Origin of the sequence: Streptomyces sp. NPDC047525 (genome assembly GCF_040643025.1) — a bacterium.
Lineage (GTDB): Bacteria > Actinomycetota > Actinomycetes > Streptomycetales > Streptomycetaceae > Streptomyces > Streptomyces durmitorensis.
The window spans coordinates 22,531-42,596 of record NZ_JBEYTL010000008.1; the positions used below are offsets into that span (position 1 = coordinate 22,531).

Annotated in this window: 17 protein-coding genes; 2 read left to right on the forward strand and 15 right to left on the reverse strand. The window is 70.9% G+C overall.

Translation table 11 applies throughout. The features are described from left to right. Positions 1-56 precede the first annotated feature (56 nt). The 11 genes from ABZ833_RS23605 to ABZ833_RS23655 form a co-directional block, all read right to left on the reverse strand. Entirely contained in the window at positions 57-2,162 is a 2,106-nt protein-coding gene (locus tag ABZ833_RS23605) for a phosphocholine-specific phospholipase C (protein WP_361049729.1), read from the reverse strand. A gap of 165 nt (positions 2,163-2,327) precedes the next feature. Continuing rightward, on the reverse strand, positions 2,328-3,581 hold the full coding sequence (locus ABZ833_RS23610) for an SLC13 family permease (protein ID WP_361050738.1): 1,254 nt from the start codon (positions 3,579-3,581) through the stop codon (positions 2,328-2,330). A 189-nt stretch (positions 3,582-3,770) separates the two neighbouring features. Next, positions 3,771-5,282: an Asp-tRNA(Asn)/Glu-tRNA(Gln) amidotransferase subunit GatB gene (gatB, locus tag ABZ833_RS23615; RefSeq protein ID WP_361049731.1), complete on the reverse strand. Its 1,512-nt coding sequence runs from the start codon at positions 5,280-5,282 to the stop codon at positions 3,771-3,773. 16 nt (positions 5,283-5,298) lie between these two features. Then, positions 5,299-5,541: a hypothetical protein gene (locus ABZ833_RS23620; RefSeq protein WP_361049733.1), complete on the reverse strand. Its 243-nt coding sequence runs from the start codon at positions 5,539-5,541 to the stop codon at positions 5,299-5,301. After that, positions 5,538-7,043: an Asp-tRNA(Asn)/Glu-tRNA(Gln) amidotransferase subunit GatA gene (gatA, locus tag ABZ833_RS23625; RefSeq protein WP_361049735.1), complete on the reverse strand. Its 1,506-nt coding sequence runs from the start codon at positions 7,041-7,043 to the stop codon at positions 5,538-5,540. Before gatA ends, ABZ833_RS23620 begins: the two co-directional genes overlap by 4 nt. 6 nt (positions 7,044-7,049) lie before the next feature. Beyond that, on the reverse strand, positions 7,050-7,346 hold the full coding sequence (gene gatC / locus ABZ833_RS23630) for an Asp-tRNA(Asn)/Glu-tRNA(Gln) amidotransferase subunit GatC (protein ID WP_010984178.1): 297 nt from the start codon (positions 7,344-7,346) through the stop codon (positions 7,050-7,052). Between the two features lie 183 nt (positions 7,347-7,529). Continuing rightward, positions 7,530-9,929 (reverse strand): bifunctional diguanylate cyclase/phosphodiesterase, encoded by a 2,400-nt coding sequence (locus ABZ833_RS23635; protein WP_361049738.1) that lies wholly within the window; start codon positions 9,927-9,929, stop codon positions 7,530-7,532. A 248-nt stretch (positions 9,930-10,177) separates the two neighbouring features. Then, positions 10,178-12,361, reverse strand: coding sequence for an NAD-dependent DNA ligase LigA (ligA, locus tag ABZ833_RS23640; RefSeq protein WP_361049740.1), 2,184 nt, complete (start codon positions 12,359-12,361; stop codon positions 10,178-10,180). Between the two features lie 30 nt (positions 12,362-12,391). Continuing rightward, the gene (locus ABZ833_RS23645; RefSeq protein ID WP_283779082.1) at positions 12,392-13,390 is read right to left on the reverse strand and encodes a methionine synthase; all 999 of its coding nucleotides are present in this window, start codon (positions 13,388-13,390) and stop codon (positions 12,392-12,394) included. Then, positions 13,387-14,076, reverse strand: coding sequence for an SDR family oxidoreductase (locus ABZ833_RS23650; RefSeq protein ID WP_361049741.1), 690 nt, complete (start codon positions 14,074-14,076; stop codon positions 13,387-13,389). The genes ABZ833_RS23645 and ABZ833_RS23650 overlap by 4 nt, the downstream gene beginning before the upstream one ends. 31 nt (positions 14,077-14,107) lie before the next feature. Next, complete coding sequence (locus ABZ833_RS23655; RefSeq protein WP_361049742.1) at positions 14,108-14,653, reverse strand: TIGR00730 family Rossman fold protein; 546 nt, start codon at positions 14,651-14,653, stop codon at positions 14,108-14,110. A 63-nt stretch (positions 14,654-14,716) separates the two neighbouring features. Between ABZ833_RS23655 and ABZ833_RS23660 the strand changes: the two genes are divergently transcribed. Next, positions 14,717-15,058, forward strand: coding sequence for a DUF427 domain-containing protein (locus ABZ833_RS23660; RefSeq protein WP_361049744.1), 342 nt, complete (start codon positions 14,717-14,719; stop codon positions 15,056-15,058). A gap of 21 nt (positions 15,059-15,079) precedes the next feature. Here the strand turns inward: ABZ833_RS23660 and mnmA are convergent, their stop codons facing one another. Further along, positions 15,080-16,216: a tRNA 2-thiouridine(34) synthase MnmA gene (gene mnmA / locus ABZ833_RS23665; RefSeq protein ID WP_361049746.1), complete on the reverse strand. Its 1,137-nt coding sequence runs from the start codon at positions 16,214-16,216 to the stop codon at positions 15,080-15,082. Between the two features lie 61 nt (positions 16,217-16,277). On the opposite strand from mnmA, the gene ABZ833_RS23670 reads away from it, so the two are divergent. Further along, complete coding sequence (locus ABZ833_RS23670) at positions 16,278-16,955, forward strand: N-acetylmuramoyl-L-alanine amidase (protein ID WP_361049748.1); 678 nt, start codon at positions 16,278-16,280, stop codon at positions 16,953-16,955. Between the two features lie 33 nt (positions 16,956-16,988). Here the strand turns inward: ABZ833_RS23670 and ABZ833_RS23675 are convergent, their stop codons facing one another. The 3 genes from ABZ833_RS23675 to ABZ833_RS23685 form a co-directional block, all read right to left on the reverse strand. Next, positions 16,989-18,278, reverse strand: a complete 1,290-nt coding sequence (locus ABZ833_RS23675; RefSeq protein ID WP_361049750.1) for a cytochrome P450 — start codon at positions 18,276-18,278, stop codon at positions 16,989-16,991. 216 nt (positions 18,279-18,494) lie between these two features. Further along, the gene (locus ABZ833_RS23680) at positions 18,495-19,658 is read right to left on the reverse strand and encodes a cysteine desulfurase family protein (protein ID WP_361049752.1); all 1,164 of its coding nucleotides are present in this window, start codon (positions 19,656-19,658) and stop codon (positions 18,495-18,497) included. Between the two features lie 48 nt (positions 19,659-19,706). After that, positions 19,707-19,925, reverse strand: a complete 219-nt coding sequence (locus ABZ833_RS23685; RefSeq protein WP_249592821.1) for a DUF4190 domain-containing protein — start codon at positions 19,923-19,925, stop codon at positions 19,707-19,709. Positions 19,926-20,066: the final 141 nt, after the last annotated feature.

Sequence of the window (20,066 nt, forward strand, 5' to 3'; positions counted from 1 at the left end):
CACAAAAGGCGTGCGAGGCCCCACCGGGACCTCGCACACCCTGGGAACTGGGGGCTTCAGCCCGACACGCTCGCGCGTCCGTTCTCTATGTGACCCATCAGGCGCCGCCGGAATGCGGGCTCGCCCGCGGCCGTGACCTCGACGTCGTACCAGCCGTGCTCGTCGTCCGTCTGCCAGGCGATCGTGCGGCTGCTGCCCGCCTTGACGCGGACGACCCGCGTACGCGACCTGACGTGACGTTCCGAGACATATCCGACAGGCTCGACCTTGAAGACGAGCTCCTTGCGGCCCCGGTTGGCCAGGGTGACGTGGATCTCCCGACGGGTGATCGCGGAGGCGAGCTGCGCGCTGCCGTCCTTGCCGCCCGCGAACTCGCGCCGGAAGCCGTTCGGACCCGTGATCGTGAAGGCGTACGCGTCCTTGGCCACCGGAACGGTCCAGGAGCCCTCGCGGACGACGTCCTGGTGCTGCGGGACCGTGAACTCATCCGCGTACGGATAGAGCGCGAAGTGCGCGCTGGAGCGGCCGCCGTTGCGCAGCCGCACCGACAGAGCACCGCTCTCGCCCGGCTTCACGTACGCGTCGGGCTGGTAGGGCAGCGGGCGGGCGCGGCGGGTGCCGGGCTCCTGGACCGGCATGGACTGCTTCAGGGGCGGCTGCGGTGACCAGCGGCCGCTGAACTCCGGGATGGTGCCGGGCTGTTCGACCTCGGGCTGCCGGTGGCCGCGCCTGAAGTCGAAGGCGCCGGTGAGGTCGCCGGTGACCTTGCGGCGCCAGGCGCTGATGTTGGGTTCCTTCACTCCGGTCCACTTCTCCAGGAAGCGCACGACGGAGGTGTGGTCGAAGACTTCGGAGGTGACGTAGCCGCCGACGGTCCAGGGCGAGACGACGAGCATGGGGACGCGCGCGCCGAGGCCGGTGGGCCTGCCCTCCCAGCGCTCCTCCTTCGCCTCGTCGCTGTCGCCGCCGGGCACGGGCGGCGGGACGTGGTCGAAGAAGCCGTCGTTCTCGTCGTAGTTGATGAAGACGGCCGTGCGGCGCCAGACCTCGGGGTGCGAGGCGAGGGCGTCGAGGACCTTGTAGACGATGGTCGCGCTGTGGATCGGCGAGGAGACGCTGGGGTGCTCGGAGTCCTGGGCGGAGGGCACCAGATAGCTGACCTTCGCCAGCTTGCCGCCCGCGACGTCCTTGGCGAACTCATCGGCGAGCCTGCCGGTGGGCACGCGCCGCAGGCCGCGCTCGAAGAGCGACTTCTCGGCCTTGGTGAGGGTGGCGACGCCCTCCTCCAGGGTGGCCAGCAGCTTCTCGCGCTCGGCCTCGTCCTTGGCGTCGCGCACCTTGGCGTAGAAGGCCTCCATGAAGGTCAGGCCGGTCTTGGCGAGGACCTTGCGGGCGATGGCCTTGAAGGTGGTGAAGAACTCGATCTGGTTGTCGGTGAAGTTCTCCCACTCGGTGTACGTCTGCCAGCTCACGCCCGCCTTCTCCAGGCGCTCGGCGTACGTCCCCCAGTCGTAGCCGGGGTGGGTGCCCTCGGCGTACGCGTCGTTCTCGACGGCCCGCTTGCCGTTCGCCTCATAGCCCGTCTTTCCGCTCCACAGGTGGTTGCGGTTGGGGCTCGTGGAGGTGTGGATGGATGAGTGGTAGGCGTCGCAGACGGTGAAGGTGTCGGCGAGTTCGTAGTGCAGCGGGATGTCGTCGCGTGTGTAGTACGCCATGGTCGCGGCGGTCTTGGCGGTGATCCAGCCGTCCATCCAGCCGTCGTGCCAGGCCTTGGCGCCGCCGCTCCATGAGTGGTCGAGTGCGCCGATGTACTGCAGGTCCTTCTTCTGCGCCGCGGCGGCCTCGCGGACGGGGAAGGGCATGACCGTGCGCAGCACGCCCGGCTGCTCGAACACGGACTTGCCGCCCGGGAGCCGGATGGCGTTGCGGTCACCGAAGCCTCGTACGCCGCGCAGGGCGCCGAAGTAGTGGTCGAAGGACCTGTTCTCCTGCATGAGGATGACGACGTGCTCGATCGAGTCGAGCCCACCGCTGCCTGGTTTGTGCCGGTCCTGTGCCAGTGCCTGCTGCAACGACGGCGGCAGGAAGGATCCGACGGCGGCGGCGCCGAGTGCGCCACCGCCGACTGCCATCAGCCGCCTGCGTGAAATCTCCGGGGACACGTACGACCTCCAGTCGACGGCCAATGGTTCTCTGCTGATCCATTGACCTGCTCCGCCGGGACGGTAGTGAAGTCTGGTTTCCCTGTGAAGACTTGGGGACGAAGTCGACGTGAACGGATGGGCCGGGCGGATGTCGCCGCGGCTCAGGAGTCAATCGGGAGCCGGTCAGAAGCCGATCAGGAGCCCCGCCCAGAGGGCCACCGTCGACGCAGCGAGCGTGGCGGGTACGGTCAGCACGCCGAGGCGCGTGAAGGTCCCCAACTCCGCGTCCGTGCCGTGGTCGTGCAGGATGCGGCGCCACAGCAGCGTGGCGAGCGAGCCGACGTAACTCAGGTTCGGGCCGATGTTGACGCCGATCAGGGCGGCGAGGACGGGGCCGGGCCCGGCGGGGGCGACGGCGGGAAGCAGCGCGAGGATCGCCGGCAGGTTGTTGATCAGGTTGGCGAGCACGGCGGCGACGGCCGCCACGGCGAGCAGCGCGGGCAGCGACGCGCCGTCCGGCAGGAGCCACTCGATCCCGGAGCCGAGGCCGTTGTCGACGACCGCCTTGACGACGATGCCGAGCGCGAGCACGAACAGGCAGAACAGCGGGCTCGCGGAGCGGACGATCCTGGTGGCGGTCGTCCGCTTGCGCCGCAGCTCACGACCCGCGAGCACCGCCGCCCCGGCCAGGGCGGCCCACAGGGGTTCGAGGCCCGCGAGCGAGGTCACGACGAACCCGGCGAGCGTGAGGCCGAGGACGACCAGGGTGAAGACCGGCACGGGGGTCGGCTCGGTCTCCTTGGGCTCAAGGGCGCCCGCGGCCAGATCGGCGGCGAAGTACCGCCGGAAGACCACGTACTCGATCCCGATCGCAACGAGCCAGGGCAACGCCATGAGCATCGCGAACCGCGTGAAGGTGAGCCCGCTTGCGGTGAGGGCGAGGAGGTTGGTGAGGTTGGAGACGGGCAGCAGGAGCGACGCCGAGTTGGCCAGGTGGGCGGTGGCGTAGACGTGCGGCCGCGGCCTGGCGCCGACGCGGGCGGCGGTGGCGAAGACGACCGGCGTGAGCAGCACGACGGTGGCATCGAGGCTCAGCACGGCGGTGATCACGGCGGCGACACCGAAGACGCCGCCGAGCAGCGCCTTGGTCCGCCCGCCGCAGAGCCGGGCGACGAGATCACCGGCGGCGGCGAAGAGCCCGTCGTCGGCGCAGAGTTGAGCGAGCACGAGCACGGCGGCGAGGAACCCCACGACCGGCAGCAGGCTCTCGACCTCCGCGAGCGCGTGCTGCGGCGAGACGGCCCCGAGCGCCACGACGAGCCCGGCGGCGGGCAGCGCGGCGGCGGCCTCGGGCCACTGCTTGGGCCGTATGACGGCGAACGCGAGCACTGCGAGCAGCAGGCCCACGGAGAGGATCTCGGCGGTGACGGTGTTCAGGGGGTACTCCGTGGCCCGGGTGGGGCGGTGGTTCGGGGTGAGGCGGTGGTTCGGCGGGACGGATGCTCCCCAGCGTAAGGCGGGCCGCACAGCACCCCGCCCACCCACTCGACGCCCCAGGGCAATCGAGTGGGTGGGCGGGAAAGATCCGTCGCGAAGCGGCGGTTCAGGCCGTACCGGCGAGAGGACTCAGCCCTCCACGCCCAGCTTCTCCAGGATCAGTTCCTTGACGCGGGCAGCGTCGGCCTGACCTCGGGTCGCCTTCATGACCGCGCCGACCAGCGCACCGGCCGCCGCGACCTTGCCGCTGCGGATCTTGTCCGCGATGGCGGGGTTGCCGGCGATCGCCTCGTCCACGGCGGTCGTCAGAGCGCCCTCGTCCGAGACCACCTTCAGGCCGCGCTTCTCGACGACCTCGTCCGGCGTGCCCTCGCCGGCCAGGAGGCCCTCGAAGACCTGACGGGCCAGCTTGTCGTTCAGGTCGCCCTTGGCGACGAGCTCGGCGACCCGGGCGACCTGCACCGGGGTGACCCCCAGCTCGTCCAGGGCCTTGCCCGACTCGTTCGCCGCGCGGGCCATCTCGCCCATCCACCACTTGCGCGCGGCGGCCGAATCGGCGCCCGCCTCGATGGTGGCCACGATCGGGTCGACCGCGCCGGCGTTCAGGATCGACTGCATGTCGTGCTCCGAGACGCCCCACTCCTCGCGGAGGCGGTTGCGGCGCACGCGCGGCATCTCGGGGAGGCCTGCACGCAGCTCCTCGACCCACGTACGGGCCGGGGCCACCGGGACGAGGTCGGGCTCCGGGAAGTACCGGTAGTCCTCGGCGTTGTCCTTGATGCGGCCCGACGTCGTGGAGCCGTCCTCCTCGTGGAAGTGACGGGTCTCCTGGATGATCGTGCCGCCCGAGTTCAGCACCGCGGCATGGCGCTGGATCTCGAAGCGCGCCGCACGCTCCACGGAACGGAGCGAGTTGACGTTCTTCGTCTCCGAGCGCGTACCGAACTCCTCGCGCCCGTGCGGACGCAGGGAGAGGTTCACGTCGCAGCGCATCTGGCCCTTGTCCATGCGGGCCTCGGAGACGTCGAGCGCCTTGATGACCTCGCGCAGCTCGGCGACGTACGCCTTGGCGACCTCGGGAGCCCGCTCGCCCGCGCCCTCGATCGGCTTGGTGACGATCTCGATGAGCGGGATGCCCGCGCGGTTGTAGTCCAGGAGCGAGTGCGACGCGCCGTGGATACGGCCCGTCGCGCCGCCCACGTGCGTGGACTTGCCGGTGTCCTCCTCCATGTGGGCGCGCTCGATCTCCACGCGGAAGACCTCGCCGTCCTCCAGCTGGACGTCCAGATAGCCGTTGAAGGCGATCGGCTCGTCGTACTGGGAGGTCTGGAAGTTCTTCGGCATGTCCGGATAGAAGTAGTTCTTCCGGGCGAAGCGGCACCACTCGGCGATCTCGCAGTTCAGCGCGAGGCCGATCTTGATGGCGGACTCGACGCCGATCTCGTTGACGACCGGCAGCGCGCCGGGCAGTCCGAGACAGGTCGGGCAGGTCTGGCTGTTGGCGTCCTGCTTGAGCTCGGTGGAGCAGCCGCAGAACATCTTGGTCTTGGTGCCCAGCTCGACATGGACCTCAAGGCCCATGACGGGGTCGTACGTCGCGAGGGCATCCTCGTACGACACCAGGTCAGTCGTGACAGTCACGGTGAAACTTTCCCTCTCAACCCAGCAGGACGTCGTCGTCGCCGAGCTTCTTCAGCTCGCGATAGAGCAGAGCAAGACCGGTGACGATGGCGGCGGCGGAGACAGCGGCGTCGACAAGACGGAGCGTGTCGTTCTCCTTGCGGGCCATCCTGGCCTGCTTGACGACGGACACCGCACCGAAGGCGGTGGTGGCCATCGACAGGTACGCGCCGGGCTTCGACTTCTTGAAGCCCTTGGCCTTGGCAGTCATCGGACTCATAGTGACGGTGCCTCCTCAAGCAGCGGGTGACCCCACCTTTCCACGAAGGCGGCCTCTACGGCAGCGCCGACCTTGTAAAGGCGGTCGTCCTTCATGGCCGGGGCGATGATCTGCAGCCCGACGGGCAGGCCGTCCTCCGGCGCGAGGCCGCAGGGCAGCGACATGGCGGCGTTGCCCGCCATGTTCGACGGGATGGTGCACACGTCCGCGAGGTACATCGCCATCGGGTCGTCGGCACGCTCGCCGATCGGGAAGGCGGTGGTGGGCGTCGCGGGCGAGACGATCACGTCGACCTGCTCGAAGGCCTTCTCGAAGTCCTTCGTGATCAGGGTGCGGACCTTCTGGGCGCTTCCGTAGTACGCGTCGTAGTAGCCGGAGCTCAGGGCGTACGTGCCCAGGATGACGCGGCGCTTGACCTCGTCGCCGAAGCCCGCCTCGCGGGTCAGCGCGGTGACGTCCTCGGCGGACTTCGTGCCGTCGTCACCGACGCGCAGGCCGTAACGCATGGCGTCGAAGCGCGCGAGGTTCGACGAGCACTCGGAGGGCGCGATCAGGTAGTACGCGGAGAGCGCCAGGTCGAAGGACGGGCAGTCCAGCTCGACGATCTCGGCGCCGAGCTCCTTGAGCAGCGTCACCGACTCCTGGAAGCGCTGGACGACACCGGCCTGGTAGCCCTCGCCCGCGAACTGCTTGACGACACCGACGCGCATGCCCTGTACGGAGCCGTTGCGGGCCGCCTCGACGACCGAGGGCACCGGGGCGTCGATGGACGTCGAGTCGAGCTCGTCGTGCCCGGCGATGACCTCGTGCAGCAGGGCCGCGTCGAGGACCGTGCGGGCACAGGGGCCGCCCTGGTCGAGCGATGACGAGAACGCCACCATGCCGTAGCGCGAGACGCCGCCGTAGGTGGGCTTGACGCCGACCGTGCCGGTGACGGCCGCGGGCTGGCGGATGGAGCCGCCGGTGTCCGTGCCGATGGCGAGGGGGGCCTCGTACGACGCGAGCGCGGCGCTGGAGCCGCCGCCCGAGCCGCCGGGGATGCGGGTGAGGTCCCACGGGTTGCCGGTGGGGCCGTACGCGCTGTTCTCGGTGGAGGACCCCATGGCGAACTCGTCCATGTTGGTCTTGCCGAGGATGACGACGCCGGCTTCCTTCAGCTTGCGCGTGACGGTCGCGTCGTACGGCGGGATCCAGCCTTCGAGGATCTTGGAACCGACCGTGGTCGGAACGCCCTCGGTGGTGAAGATGTCCTTGAGCGCGAGCGGGACGCCGGCCAGCGGGCCGAGCTTCTCGCCCTTCTCCCGCTTGGCGTCGATGGCGCGGGCCTGCGCGAGCGCGCCCTCACGGTCGACGTGCAGGAAGGCGTGCACCTTCTCGTCGACGGCCTCGATGCGGGCGAGGTGGGCCTCGGTGACCTCGACGGCCGTGAGCTCGCCGGAGGCGATCCTGGAGGCGATCTCGGCGGCGGTGAGCCTGATGATGTCGATCTTGCTGTCCGTCATGGTGGGTTAGTCCTCCCCCAGGATCTGCGGCACCTTGAAACGCTGCTGCTCTTGGGCCGGGGCTCCGGAGAGCGCCTGCTCGGGGGTGAGCGACGGACGGACCTCGTCCGCGCGCATGACGTTCGTCAGCGGCAGCGGGTGGGAGGTCGGCGGTACGTCTTGGTCGGCGACCTCGGAGACGCGGGCGACCGCGCCGATGATGTCGTCGAGCTGTCCGGCGAAGTGGTCGAGCTCTTCTGCCTTCAGCTCCAGACGTGCAAGGCGGGCGAGGTGGGCGACCTCCTCGCGCGTAATGCCAGGCATGCGGCGATCCTCTGGGGGTGAGTGTGTGGTTTGTGGCCCAATCCTATGGGGCCGCACCCCGTGCACGTGAAACGGATTCCCTTGGCAGGGGTCCTGGCGGGTTCCCGGAGGGCCGGGCCGCCTCTCACTCCCGGCGGCGGGGCGCTGTCTGTGCCGCCCGCCGCCCACTCGATCGCCCCGCGGCTACTTCACGATGTCGGCCCCGGTCTCGGCCTCCGCCGCGGCCGCCGCCTCCTCGGCTGCGACATCCACCGGCCTGCGCCAGCCGCGCGAGCCCCGCGCCCGCAGCCAGGCGGTCGTCTCGTCCGGCGGCATCGCGGCGGCGACGAGCCATCCCTGCACGGCGTCGCACCCCAGGTCGCGCAACCGCTCCCACGTCTCGTCGTCCTCGACGCCCTCGGCGACGACGAGCAGTCCCAGGGAGTGTGCGAGGTCGACGGTGCAGCGGACGATCTCCGCGTCTTCGTTGTCGATGGCAAGCCGCGCCACGAACGAGCGGTCGATCTTCAGCTCGCTGACCGGCAGCCGCCTCAGGTGCACCAGGGACGAGTACCCCGTGCCGAAGTCGTCGAGCGACATCTTGACCCCGTGGCCGGTCAGACCGGCCAGCGTGTCCGCGGCCCGCTGCGGGTCCTCGAGGAGGACGTGTTCCGTTATCTCCAGTTGGAGCGCTCCCGCGGGCACCCCGTGCCGGGCGAGGCGTGCGGCGACCGCTCCGGCGAAGCCGGGGGTATGGACGTCGCGCGGCGAGACGTTCACCGCGACGGGGACCTTGAGCCCCATCGCCTGCCACTTCGCCACCTGGGCGAGGGCCGTCTCCAGGACGTACTCCGTCAGGTGCGGCATGAGCCCGGACGACTCCGCTATGGCGATGAACTCGTCCGGCGGCACCTTTCCGCGCTCGGGATGCACCCACCGCACCAGCGCCTCGAGGCCCGCGACGCGACCGTCGAACTGGACCTTCGGCTGGTAGTGGAGCTCGACGTCGCCCGCGTCCAGCGCCCGCCGCAGATCGCCCAACAGGCCGAGCCGGTCGGGGGTGTTGGAGTCGCGCTTGGACTCGTACACCTCGACGCCCGTGCGGTCCCGCTTGGCCTGGTACATCGCGACGTCCGCACGCCGGAGCAGGCCTTCCGCGTCCATCGCGTGGTCGGGGAAGACGGCGAGCCCGGCGCTGGCCTCCAGGACCAGCGTCAGGCCGTCGAGATCGAGGGGCGAGCCGAGGGCCGCGACGAGCGACCGGGCCACGCGGGTGGCCGACGTCGTGGAGTCGGCGACCGGCAGCAGGACGGCGAACTCGTCACCGCCGAGCCGTGCGGCCTCCGCACCGCGCGGCAGGGCGAGGCGCAGCCGGTCGGCGATCTGCAGCAGCAGACGGTCGCCCGCGAGGTGGCCCAGGGTGTCGTTCACCGAACGGAAGCGGTCCATGTCGATCAGCATCAGGGCGGAGCGCGCCCCGATCCGCTCGGCGTCGTCCAGGGCCGTCCAGGTCCGTTCGAGCAGCCACTGCCGGTTGGGCAGGCCCGTGAGCGGGTCGCGCAGCTGCTCCTCGGCCCTGGCCCGCGCGATCCACAGCGTCGAGTCGAGGGCGACGAGGGGGATCGCGAACAGCGGCAGGAGGATGGGCGTCGAGGCCGCGACCACGCAGATCAGCGGGGCGATGCCGAGCAGCGCGACGCCGACCAGGCCCTGTCTGACCAGGGCGGTGCGGGTGACCGTGGGCAGGGCGCCGGTGCGCGGCGCGTGGACGTACCAGAGCAGGACGCGGGTGACGACGAGGTAGGCGATCGCGGCGAGCGCCACTTCGGGGGCCGAGTACAGGTCCCAGGTCTCGGGGAGCCAGGGCGACTGCACCGACGGCGCCGTGCCGAACGCGGCCATGGCGAGCGCGCCCGCGCCGATGCCGAGGATGTCGACGGCGCCGTGCAGGATGCCCTGGCGCCAGCGGTGGCGGCGCGCGATGCCGACCAGGACGACGACGGTGAGGCTGACCATTCCGGCGGGCACCCAGCCGTACAGCAGGAGCACCGCGACGGTGAGTGCGCCGCCCGAGCCGGTGCCGCCCCACCAGCGGTCGCGGCCGAGCGCGACGAGGTGGCCGACGATCAGGCCCGTGAGGACGGCGAGGGACCAGCCGACCGTGCCGGAGGGAAAGAGCGTGCTGCGTCCGGTGAACGCGTGGAAGAAGCCCGTGCCGAGCACGACGGCGGCGACGGCCACGACGGCAACCGGAAGCACCGGCCAGGGGTCGCGCTCGCCGGACGGGTCGTCCGGGCCGTGCGCCTCGGAACCGCGCCAGAGCGTCCTGCGCCGTCCGTCGGCGCCGGACTTGGCGGAGCAGGGCCCCGCCGCGTCCCTGCCGCCCGAGGCCTCGCCCACGTCGAGTTCCTGTGTGCCGTACCCGCCGACGGTGCTCCACGCCCGTTCGCGGCGCTCAACTGCGGTGCTCGGGACGGCGGGGCGCCTGCTCTCGGCTTCGCGCGCCTCCCGTTCCGCTCTGCGTCCGCTGAGCCACGCGCCCGGTCCGCGCCGCAGGCGCGCGCGCAGCCGGGAGTCCGGTGCGGCGCTCTCGGTCGGTTCCATTCCCGTCCCTCTCACAGCCGGCGGTGCCCACGCCACGCGGACTCGGTCCAGAAGTCAGCCGCGTCTGAAACTCCTTCCCTTGCTCCCGATGAGCAGGGGATACCCCAATCGCAGCGGGGCACGGCAGGCGCACACCTCAACAGTAGGCCGCAGAAGGCTTCTACGGGCAGCGGTCCACTACGGTTGCCCGAATGCGACCCGGCCACCCGTATGCCTCTGGTATGCGCTGAACGGGTGGCTTTCAACCGCTACTCCTCGGTCGGAAGCGCGACTTCCGCCGCCGCGTCCGGTCCCTGTTCCAGCAGGACGGCGAAGCCTTCCTCGTTGAGAACCGGAACCTTCAGCTGCATCGCCTTGTCGTACTTCGAGCCGGGATTGTCGCCCACAACCACGAATGCTGTCTTCTTCGAAACGGAACCGGTGACCTTTGCTCCCCGGCTCTGCAACGCCTCTTTTGCGCCATCCCGCGTGTGGTTCTCCAGCGTTCCGGTCACGACGACGGTGAGTCCTTCGAGCGGTCGCGGCCCCTCGTCCTCACCCCCGCCCTCTTCCTCCATGCGGACCCCGGCCGCGCGCCACTTGCGCAGGATCTCCCGGTGCCAGTCCTCCTCGAACCACTGCTTCAGGGAGGCGGCGATGGTCGGGCCCACGCCCTCCACGGCGGCGAGCTCCTCCTCCGTGGCCTGCTCGATGCGGTCGATCGACCGGAATTCGCGGGCGAGCGCCTCCGCGGCGACCGGGCCGACATGGCGGATGGACAGGCCCGTGATGATCCGCGCGAGCGGGCGCTCCTTGGCCGCCGCGATGTTCTCCAGCATCGAAACGGCGTTCTTCCTGGCCTCGCCCTGCTGGTTGGCGAAGATCGTGGCGATCTTCTCCTCGCCCGTCTTGGGGTCCCGCTTGGGCAGACCGCTGTCCTGATCCAGTACGTACGCCTTGATGGGCAGGAGGCGCTCGATGGTCAGGTCGAAGATGTCGCCCTCGTCGAGAATCGGCGGCTCGGACGGCTCCAGGGGCTTGGTGAGCGCGGCGGCGGCCACATACCCGAAGTTCTCGATGTCCAGGCTCTTGCGGCCCGCGAGGTAGAAGAGCCGCTCGCGCAACTGGGCGGGGCAGGACTGGGCGTTGGGGCACCGGAGGTCGATGTCGCCCTCCTTCATCGGCCGCAGCGCCGTCCCGCACTCCGGGCACTCGGCGGGCATCACGAACTCCCGCTCGGTGCCGTCGCGCAGGTCGACGACGGGGCCGAGGATCTCCGGGATGACGTCGCCCGCCTTGCGCAGGACGACCGTGTCCCCGATGAAGACGCCCTTCTTCTTCACCACGTCCTGGTTGTGCAGGGTGGCGAACTCGACCTCGGATCCCGCGACAGTCACGGGCTCCACCTGGGCGTACGGCGTGACGCGGCCGGTGCGGCCGACGCCCACGCGGATGTTGACCAGCTTGGTGTTGACCTCCTCGGGGGCGTACTTCCAGGCGATCGCCCAGCGCGGGGCCCGCGACGTCGAGCCGAGGCGGCCCTGGAGCGGGATCTCGTCCAGCTTCACGACGACGCCGTCGATCTCGTGCGCCACCGAGTGGCGGTTCTCGCCGAAGTACGTGATGAACTCCCGCACGCCGTCGAGCCCTTGGACCACCTTGTTGTGCTGGGCGGTGGGCAGGCCCCAGCCGTGGAGGAGCTCATAGGCGTGGCTGAGGCAGTCGATGTCGAAGCCCTCGCGGGCGCCGATGCCGTGCACCACCATGTGCAGCGGGCGCGTCGCGGTGACGCGCGGGTCCTTCTGGCGCAGCGAACCCGCCGCCGCGTTGCGCGGGTTGGCGAAGGGCTTGTCGCCCGCCTCCACCAGGCGGGCGTTCAGCTCCTCGAACTTCTCCATGGGGAAGAAGACCTCGCCGCGGATCTCGACCAGGGCGGGGATGTTGTCGCCCTTGAGGCGGTCCGGGATGTCCGCGATGGTGCGGACGTTCGGTGTGATGTCCTCGCCGGTGCGGCCGTCGCCGCGGGTGGCCGCGCGCGTGAGCTTGCCGTCCTCGTACGTGAGGTTCACGGCGAGGCCGTCGACCTTCAGTTCGCACAGGAAGTGGTAATCACCGGTGCCGACCTCCTTGGCCACGCGGTCGGCCCAGGCGGCGAGCTCCTCGTCGTCGAAGGCGTTGTCCAGGGAGAGCATGCGCTCGCGGTGCTGCACCGAGGTGAACTCGGTCTCGTACGCCCCGGAGACCTTCTGGGTGGGCGAATCGGGGGTGCGCAGCTCGGAATACTGCTCCTCCAGGGCCTCGAGCGAGCGAAGGAGCTTGTCGAACTCGGCGTCGCTGACGACCGGTTGGTCGTTCACGTAGTACCGGAAGCGGTGCTCCTCGATCTGTTCGGCCAGCTGGGCGTGCTGATCCCGTGCCTCGGCGGGCACAGAGCCTTGCTGTTCGACAGCCACCGTTTCGTCCTCCCGTTACGTCATACCCAATTACTCAGGGTTGTCCGCGAGTGATCTCGCCGCCCGGGCGCAGTGGGCGAGCACCGCGCGCGCGTACGCGGGGGAAGCCCCTGCGAGCCCGCACGACGGAGTGACCACGACCGACTCCGCGAGAGAACCCGGATTCAGCCCCAGCCTGCGCCACAGCGTCCTGACACCCATGACGCTACCGGCAGGGTCTGACAATGAGCCGTCCACGCCCGCCACGACACCGGCGAAGAGCTTCGTGCCCCCCTCGACGGCCTCACCGATCGCCTCGTCGTCACGCTCGGTGAGGAGCGAGAAGTCGAACGAGATCGCGTCGGCCCCGGCTCGGCGCAGGAGCGCGAACGGCACGTCGGGCGCGCAGGAGTGCACGACGGCGGGCCCGTCCGCGTGGACGCCGATGACGTCGCGCAGGGTGCTCTCCACGAGCTGCCGGTCCACGGCGCGGTGGGTGCGGTACTCGCTCGCCGTCTTGATGTGTCCGCGCAGGACGGCGACGAGCGAGGGCTCGTCGAGCTGCAGCACGATCTGGGCGCCGGGGATCCTGCGGCGTACGTCCGCGAGGTGGGCGCGCAGGCCCTCGGCGAGGGATCCTGCCAGGTCACGGCAGGCGCCGGGGTCGGAGAGCGCGGACTCGCCGTTCTTCAACTCCAGGGCTGCCGCCAGCGTCCACGGCCCGACGGCCTGCACCTTGACCGGGCCTTCGTACCCCTGGGTGAACTCCTCCAGGGCGTCGAGGTCTTCGCCGAGCCACGCCTTCGCGCGGCGCGTGTCCCGCCCCGGCCGGTCGCCGATCCGCCAGCCGCTGGGCTCCACGCGCGCGTAGAGCTCGACCAGCATTCCTGCGGTCCGGCCGATCATGTCGGCGCCCGGCCCCCGCGCGGGCAGCTCCGCCAGATACGGGAACTCCTCGAAGCTGCCCGTGACGGTCTTCGCGGTCTCTCGGGCGTCGCCGCCCGGCATGGACCCGATGCCGGTGGCCGGGCCCCAACTGATGTCGGTCACTGTCCCGGCCGCACCGTCAGGTCGTTGACCTCGGCGTCGCGCGGCAGGTCGATCGCCATCAGGATCGTCGTGGCCACCGACTCCGGGTCGATGAAGCGGGAGGGGTCGTACGCCTTGCCCTCCTGCTGGTGGACCTTGGCCTGCATGGCGCTGGCCGTGCGGCCCGGGTAGACGGAGGTGACCCGGACGCCGTTCGCGTGTTCCTCGGCGCGCAGGGCGTCGGCCAGGGCCTTGAGGCCGTGCTTGGAGGCGGCGTAGGCGGACCAGTCGGCGTGGGCGCTCAGGCCCGCGCCCGAGTTGACGAAGACCACGTGGCCCTGGGCGACGCGGAGTTGGGGCAGGAAGTGCCGGGTCAGCTCGGCGGGGGCGATGAGGTTGACGTTGAGCTGGTGGCGCCAGGACTTGGGGGTGAGGTCACCGACCCGGCCCAGGTCGACGACGCCCGCGATGTGGAGCAGGGAGTCCACCCGGTCGGGCAGCGACTGGTGGCCGAACGCCCAGGAGAGCTTGTCCGGGTCGGAGAGGTCGCCCACGAGCGTGTCCGCCCCGGGGAATTGCGCGGCCAGTTCCTTCGCGCGGCCCGCGTCCCGTGCGTGCAGGACGAGGGCGTCGCCGCGTGCGTGGAGGCGGCGGGCGACGGCCGCGCCGATGCCTGAGCCCGCCCCGGTGATCATATGTGTTGCCATGCGTCCATCGTCGCACCCCGGCAGGTGCAGGTCAGCGCACGCCCATGGACTCCTCGAGGTGGGCGAGCGCGCCGACCGGCTCCTCGGCGAAGAAGACGAGACCGGTCAGCGGCACCGGCAGGAAGCCCTCGTCCTCCATGCGCTGGAACTGCTCCTTCAAGCCGTCGTAGAAGCCCGCCGAGTTGAGCAGGACCACCGGCTTGGTGTGCTTGCCGTGCTTCTTCAGTTCGAGGATCTCGGTGGCCTCGTCCAGCGTGCCCGTGCCGCCGACCATGATCACCACTGCGTCGGACTTCTCCAGGAGCAGCGCCTTGCGCTCGGCGAGGTCGCGCGCGATCACCATCTCGTCGGGCGCGGAGACGTCCCTGGCCTTGGCCGCGAGGAAGTCCACCGAGACCCCGACGAGCCGCCCGCCGGCCTCCTGCACTCCGTCGGCGACGACCTTCATCAGGCCGCTCTCCGAACCGCCCCACACCAGGGTGTGGCCGCCCCTGCCGAGCAGCTCGGCGAATTCGCGCGCGGGGCGGGTGTAGCGGTCGGGGAGGTCGGCTGCGGAGAGGAAGACACAGATGTTCATGGCTTCACCGTACGATCCGGCACAGACTGGGTGGGACGCGGCCGCTCACAGAAGGAGACCACGGTGACAGCAGGACACACGATCACCATCGAGCAGGGCACCGACCTCGTACGGGTGGTGCGGGACGGCCAGGTCGTGGCCGAGAGCCGACGCCCGCTGCTGCTGCGCGAGACGGGCTACCCGGTGCGCCACTACCTCCCGCCTCAGGACGTGCGCACCGATCTCCTGACCCCCTCGGACACGACCACGTACTGCCCGTTCAAGGGAACGGCGTCCTACTGGTCGCTGCCCGGCTCCGAGGACGCCAAGGACGCGGTGTGGGCCTACCCCGAGCCCAAGGAGGCGGTGGCGCAGATCAAGGACCACTTCTGCTTCTACGCGTACGAAGTGGAAGCGGCCGACTAGCGAGCGAGACGGACGGAGGGGCTAGGCCGCCGCCGTGGCCCTCTCCGTCGTCGCGATCGTCGCCGACCCCACCACGCGCGTGCCGTCGTACAGCACGATCGCCTGGCCGGGTGCCACGCCCCTCACCGGCTCGTCGAAGGACACCCGCAGCTCCGAGCCGTCGACCAGCTCCGCGCGCACCGGCGTCTCGCCGCCGTGCGCCCGCAGCTGCGCGGTGTACGTGCCGGGCCCGGAGGGGGCCACTCCGCACCAGCGGGGCTTGATGGCCGTCAGGCCCGTGACGTCCAGGGCGGCCGCCGGGCCGACCGTCACCGTGTTGTTCACCGGGGAGATGTCCAGGACGTAGCGCGGCTTGCCGTCGGGGGCCGGGGTGCCGATCCGCAGGCCCTTGCGCTGGCCGATGGTGTAGCCGAAGGCGCCCTCGTGGGTGCCCAGCTTGTTGCCGTCGGCGTCGACGATGTCGCCCTCCGCCTTGCCGAGGCGGTCCGCGAGGAAGCCCTGGGTGTCGCCGTCGGCGATGAAGCAGATGTCGTGGCTGTCGGGCTTCTTGGCGACGGCCAGGCCCCGCTCCTCGGCCTCCGCGCGGATCTCCTCCTTGGTGGTGAGCGTGTCACCGAGGGGGAACATCGCGTGGGCGAGCTGGCGGTCGTCAAGGACCCCCAGGACGTACGACTGGTCCTTGGCCATGTCCGATGCGCGGTGCAGCTCGCGCGTGCCGTCGTCGTTCACGACGACCGTGGCGTAGTGGCCGGTGACGACCGCGTCGAAGCCCAGTGCGAGCGCCTTGTCCAGGAGCGCCGCGAACTTGATCTTCTCGTTGCAGCGGAGGCACGGGTTGGGGGTGCGCCCCGCCTCGTACTCGGCGATGAAGTCGTCGACGACGTCCTCGCGGAACCGCTCGGCCAGGTCCCAGACGTAGAAGGGGATGCCGATGACGTCCGCGGCGCGGCGGGCGTCGCGGGAGTCCTCGATGGTGCAGCAGCCTCGCGCGCCCGTGCGGAACGACTGCGGGTTCGCCGAGAGTGCCAGGTGCACTCCGGTCACGTCGTGCCCTGCTTCGGCGGCGCGCGCGGCGGCGACGGCGGAGTCCACGCCGCCCGACATGGCGGCGAGTACGCGAAGGGGGCGGGGGTGCTGCGGGGTCCGGTTCTCAGTCATAGCTCTAACAGGGTACGGGCCCGCGGGAACCAGCCGCCCGTGAGTAAGCGTTGACGATCACATGGGGGAAGAAAAGGACACGACGGCGGGGCCGGAGCGGGGACGCCGGGGCGTCAACCGGCGGACGCTCCTGATCGGCGGCGCGGCGGCGGCCGTCGGCACGGCCGCGCTCGCTTCGGACCAGCTGGGCCGCCTGTGGTGGCGGCTGCCCGGCGTCGTCAAGAAGCGCAAGGAGGGCGAGGTCGACGCCCGGGGCGCCCAGTGGGTCGCCGCGTCCGACTACAACTGGCGCCGCGCGGACCGCCCCGACGACTACGGAATCGACATGGTCGTCATCCACGTGGTGCAGGGCGGGTACGCGACGGCGCTGAGGGTGTTCAAGGACCCGGCGCACGGCGCGGCGGCCCATTACGTGGTGCGCAAGGACGGGCACGTCGCCCAGATGATCCGCGAGCTGGACGTGGCGTTCCACGCGGGGAACAAGGGCTACAACGAACGGAGCATCGGCATCGAGCACGAGGGCTTCGTCGACCGGAAGTCCTCGTTCACCGATGCCATGTACGAGTCGTCGGCGCGCCTCACGGCCGGCATCTGCGAGCGGTACGACATCCCGGTGGACCGGAAGCACATCATCGGGCACGTGGAGGTGCCGGGCACGGACCACACGGATCCCGGGCCGCACTGGGACTGGGACCGGTATCTGCGGCTGGTACGGAAGGCGCGCACCGCGCTCGGGTGACGCGCCCTGCCAAAGGTGGCCGGGTGACGCCTCCTACCGAAGGTGCACCGGCAGCGACTCCACCCCGTACACGATCGACAGCTTGCGGAACGCGAGGTCCTCGGGGTCGACCGCGAGCCGCATCCCGGGGAAGCGCTTCACCAGGGCCGGGTAGGCGGCGCGCAGCTCCATGCGGGCCAGTTCGGCGCCGATGCAGCGGTGGATGCCGTAGCCGAAGGCGAGGTGGCCCGAGGCCTTGCGGTGCGGGTCGAAGCCGCCGCCGTCGGGGGTGTACTTGGCGTCGCGGTTGCCGCCGCTGAGGGAGCACAGGACCAGGTCGCCCTTGGGGATGAGCACCCCGGCTATCTCGATGTCCTCGCGGGCGAACCGCGGGAAGGCCACCTGTACGACGGTGAGGTAGCGCAGCGCCTCCTCGACGAAGGGTGCGGCCGCCGATTCGTCGTCCCGCAGCCGTGCGGCGGTCCGCGGGTCCTGCAGGAGCAGCAGGGAGCCGAGGGCCACCATGCTCGCGGTGGTCTCGAAGCCGCCGGTGAGGATGCCGTCGGCGAGACCGGCGAGCTCCTCGTCGTCGACCGTGTCGCCGTGCTCCTTCACGATCATGCCGAGCAGTCCGTCGCCCGGGTTCTCGCGCTGCTTCTTGACGACGTCCCGGAAGTACGAGAGCGAGGCGGATATGGCCCCGAAGGGCGCGGTCGCCCCGCCGAAGAGGTCGAAGCGCTCCATGGCCAGCTGCTGGAAGTCGTGGCGGTCCTCGTACGGCACGCCGAGCAGCTCGCAGATCGTCAGCGACGGGATCGGCAGCGCGAAGGCCTCGACGAGGTCGACGGGCCCTTCGGCGGCCTCCATCGCGTCGAGCCGCTCCTCGACGATGGCCTCGATCCGGGGCGTGAGGCGGCGCAGCCTGCGCATCGTGAACTCGGGCGTGAGGATGCGGCGCAGATGCGTGTGGACCGGCGGGTCGCTGAAGCCGAGGCCACCGGGGTTGTGGTCCTCGACCACGCCCGCGTTGCCCGCGAGGTTCGTGAAGTCGTTGCTGAAGCCGCCGGTCGCGCCGAGGACGGCCTTCACCTCGTCGTAGCCGGTGACCACCCAGGCGTCCATGCCGAACGGCAGCGGCACCTTGGAGACCGGCTGCTCCGCCTGGTGCTCGGTGAGCCGGGCCACCGGGTCGAGCCCGTCGCGGCGCATCGGTGCCAGCAGGGGCTCGGGCAGCCGCGAGATCGCCGAGGCGCTGATCCCGTTCTTCTGGATCCTGGAGAGATAGATGCGCCCGAGCCGCGCGGCGATGCGAGAGCGGAGGTTCGCCTTCAATGTGAACTCCATGAGGGGGTTGTCGTGCAGCCCCGAACGCGCGGAGCGGACTCGCGAGCGGCAAGCATAGATCGGCGGACTGTGGGCGCCGTAGCCCGCTCCTGCGCCTGTCCGCCCGATAGCGGCCGAAACCGGCATCAACTCCGGGCGGGATCAACCGAGTCGTGCGTCACCCTCGTCACATATCGCCGCGAACCGGGACCAAGCCGGTGCCACAGGAGGCCGGACTCAGCTCAGCCCCGCCGTCCGCGCCCGTTCCACCGCCGGGCCGATCGCCCGGGCCACCGCCGCCACGTCCGCCTTCGTCGAGGTGTGCCCGAGAGAGAAGCGGAGTGTGCCGCGGGCCAGGTCGGGGTCGGTCCCGGTGGCGAGCAGGACGTGGCTCGGCTGGGCCACTCCCGCCGTGCACGCCGAGCCGGTGGAGCACTCGATGCCCTGGGCGTCGAGCAGCAGCAGGAGGGAGTCCCCCTCGCAGCCGGGGAAGGTGAAGTGCGCGTTCGCGGGCAGGCGGTCGACCGGGTCTCCCCCCAGGATCGCGCCGGGGACCGCCTCGCGCACGGCGGAGACCAGATCGTCCCGCAGCGCGCCGATCTCGCGGGCGAACCACTCGCGCTGCCCGGCGGCGTGCCGCCCCGCCACCGCGAACGCGGCGATCGCGGGCACGTCGAGCGTCCCGGAGCGCACATGACGCTCCTGCCCGCCGCCGTGCAGGACGGGCACGGGGCTGTACTCACGGCCCAGGAGCAGCGCCCCGATGCCGTACGGACCGCCGATCTTGTGCCCGGAGACGGTCATCGCTGCGAGGCCCGATGCGCCGAAGTCGACGGGCACCTGACCGAAGGCCTGCACCGCGTCGGCGTGCAGCGGGATGTCGAACTCCGCTGCCACGTCTGCGAGTTCGCGGATCGGCTGGATGGTGCCGATCTCGTTGTTGGCCCACATGACGGTGGCGAGGGCGACGTCGTCGGGGTTGCGCTCGATCGCCTCGCGCAGCGCCTCGGGGTGCACCCGGCCGTACGTGTCGACGGGGAGGTACTCGACGGTGGCGCCCTCGTGCTCGCCGAGCCAGTGCACGGCGTCGAGGACGGCGTGGTGCTCGACGGGGCTGGAGAGGACCCGGGTGCGCGCGGGGTCGGCGTCGCGCCGCGCCCAGTACAGGCCCTTCACGGCGAGGTTGTCGGCCTCGGTGCCGCCCGCGGTGAAGACGGTCTCGCTGGGGCGCGCGCCGAGCGACTCGGCGAGCGTCTCGCGGGCCTCCTCGACGGTGCGTCGCGCCCGGCGCCCCGCGGCATGCAATGAGGACGCGTTGCCGGTGACGGCGAGCTGGGCGGTCATCGCCGCGATCGCCTCCGGGAGCATCGGAGTGGTCGCTGCGTGGTCGAGGTAGGCCATGGTGGGCACGATTCTACGAGCCTCGCGGGGCCCCGCGTCCAAGCGGTGTCAGCCCGCGAGACCCCACGACACGGTGTTGTCCATGGACATCAGCACGGCGAGGACGACGAGATCGGCCACACCGAGCCCGAGTCCGAGGAGCGCGCGGCCCTTTCGGCTGGTCCCGCGCAGGAGCGCGATGCCCGCGAGGACGATCGCGATCGGGCCGAGGAAGAGGTTGAGGACGAGCAGCCCGAGCAGGCCGAGGACGAACGAGGCGACGGCCATGCCGTCGGTGTCACGCCGGCCGGTGGGGGTGGGGACGGGCGCGGGGGCGGGGGCGGCGGTGGAAGCAGTGGTGGGCTTGCGGGTGAGGGTGGTGAGTTCCATGGTGCGACTCCTTGCAGGTGCCGTACGGATCAGTGGTGG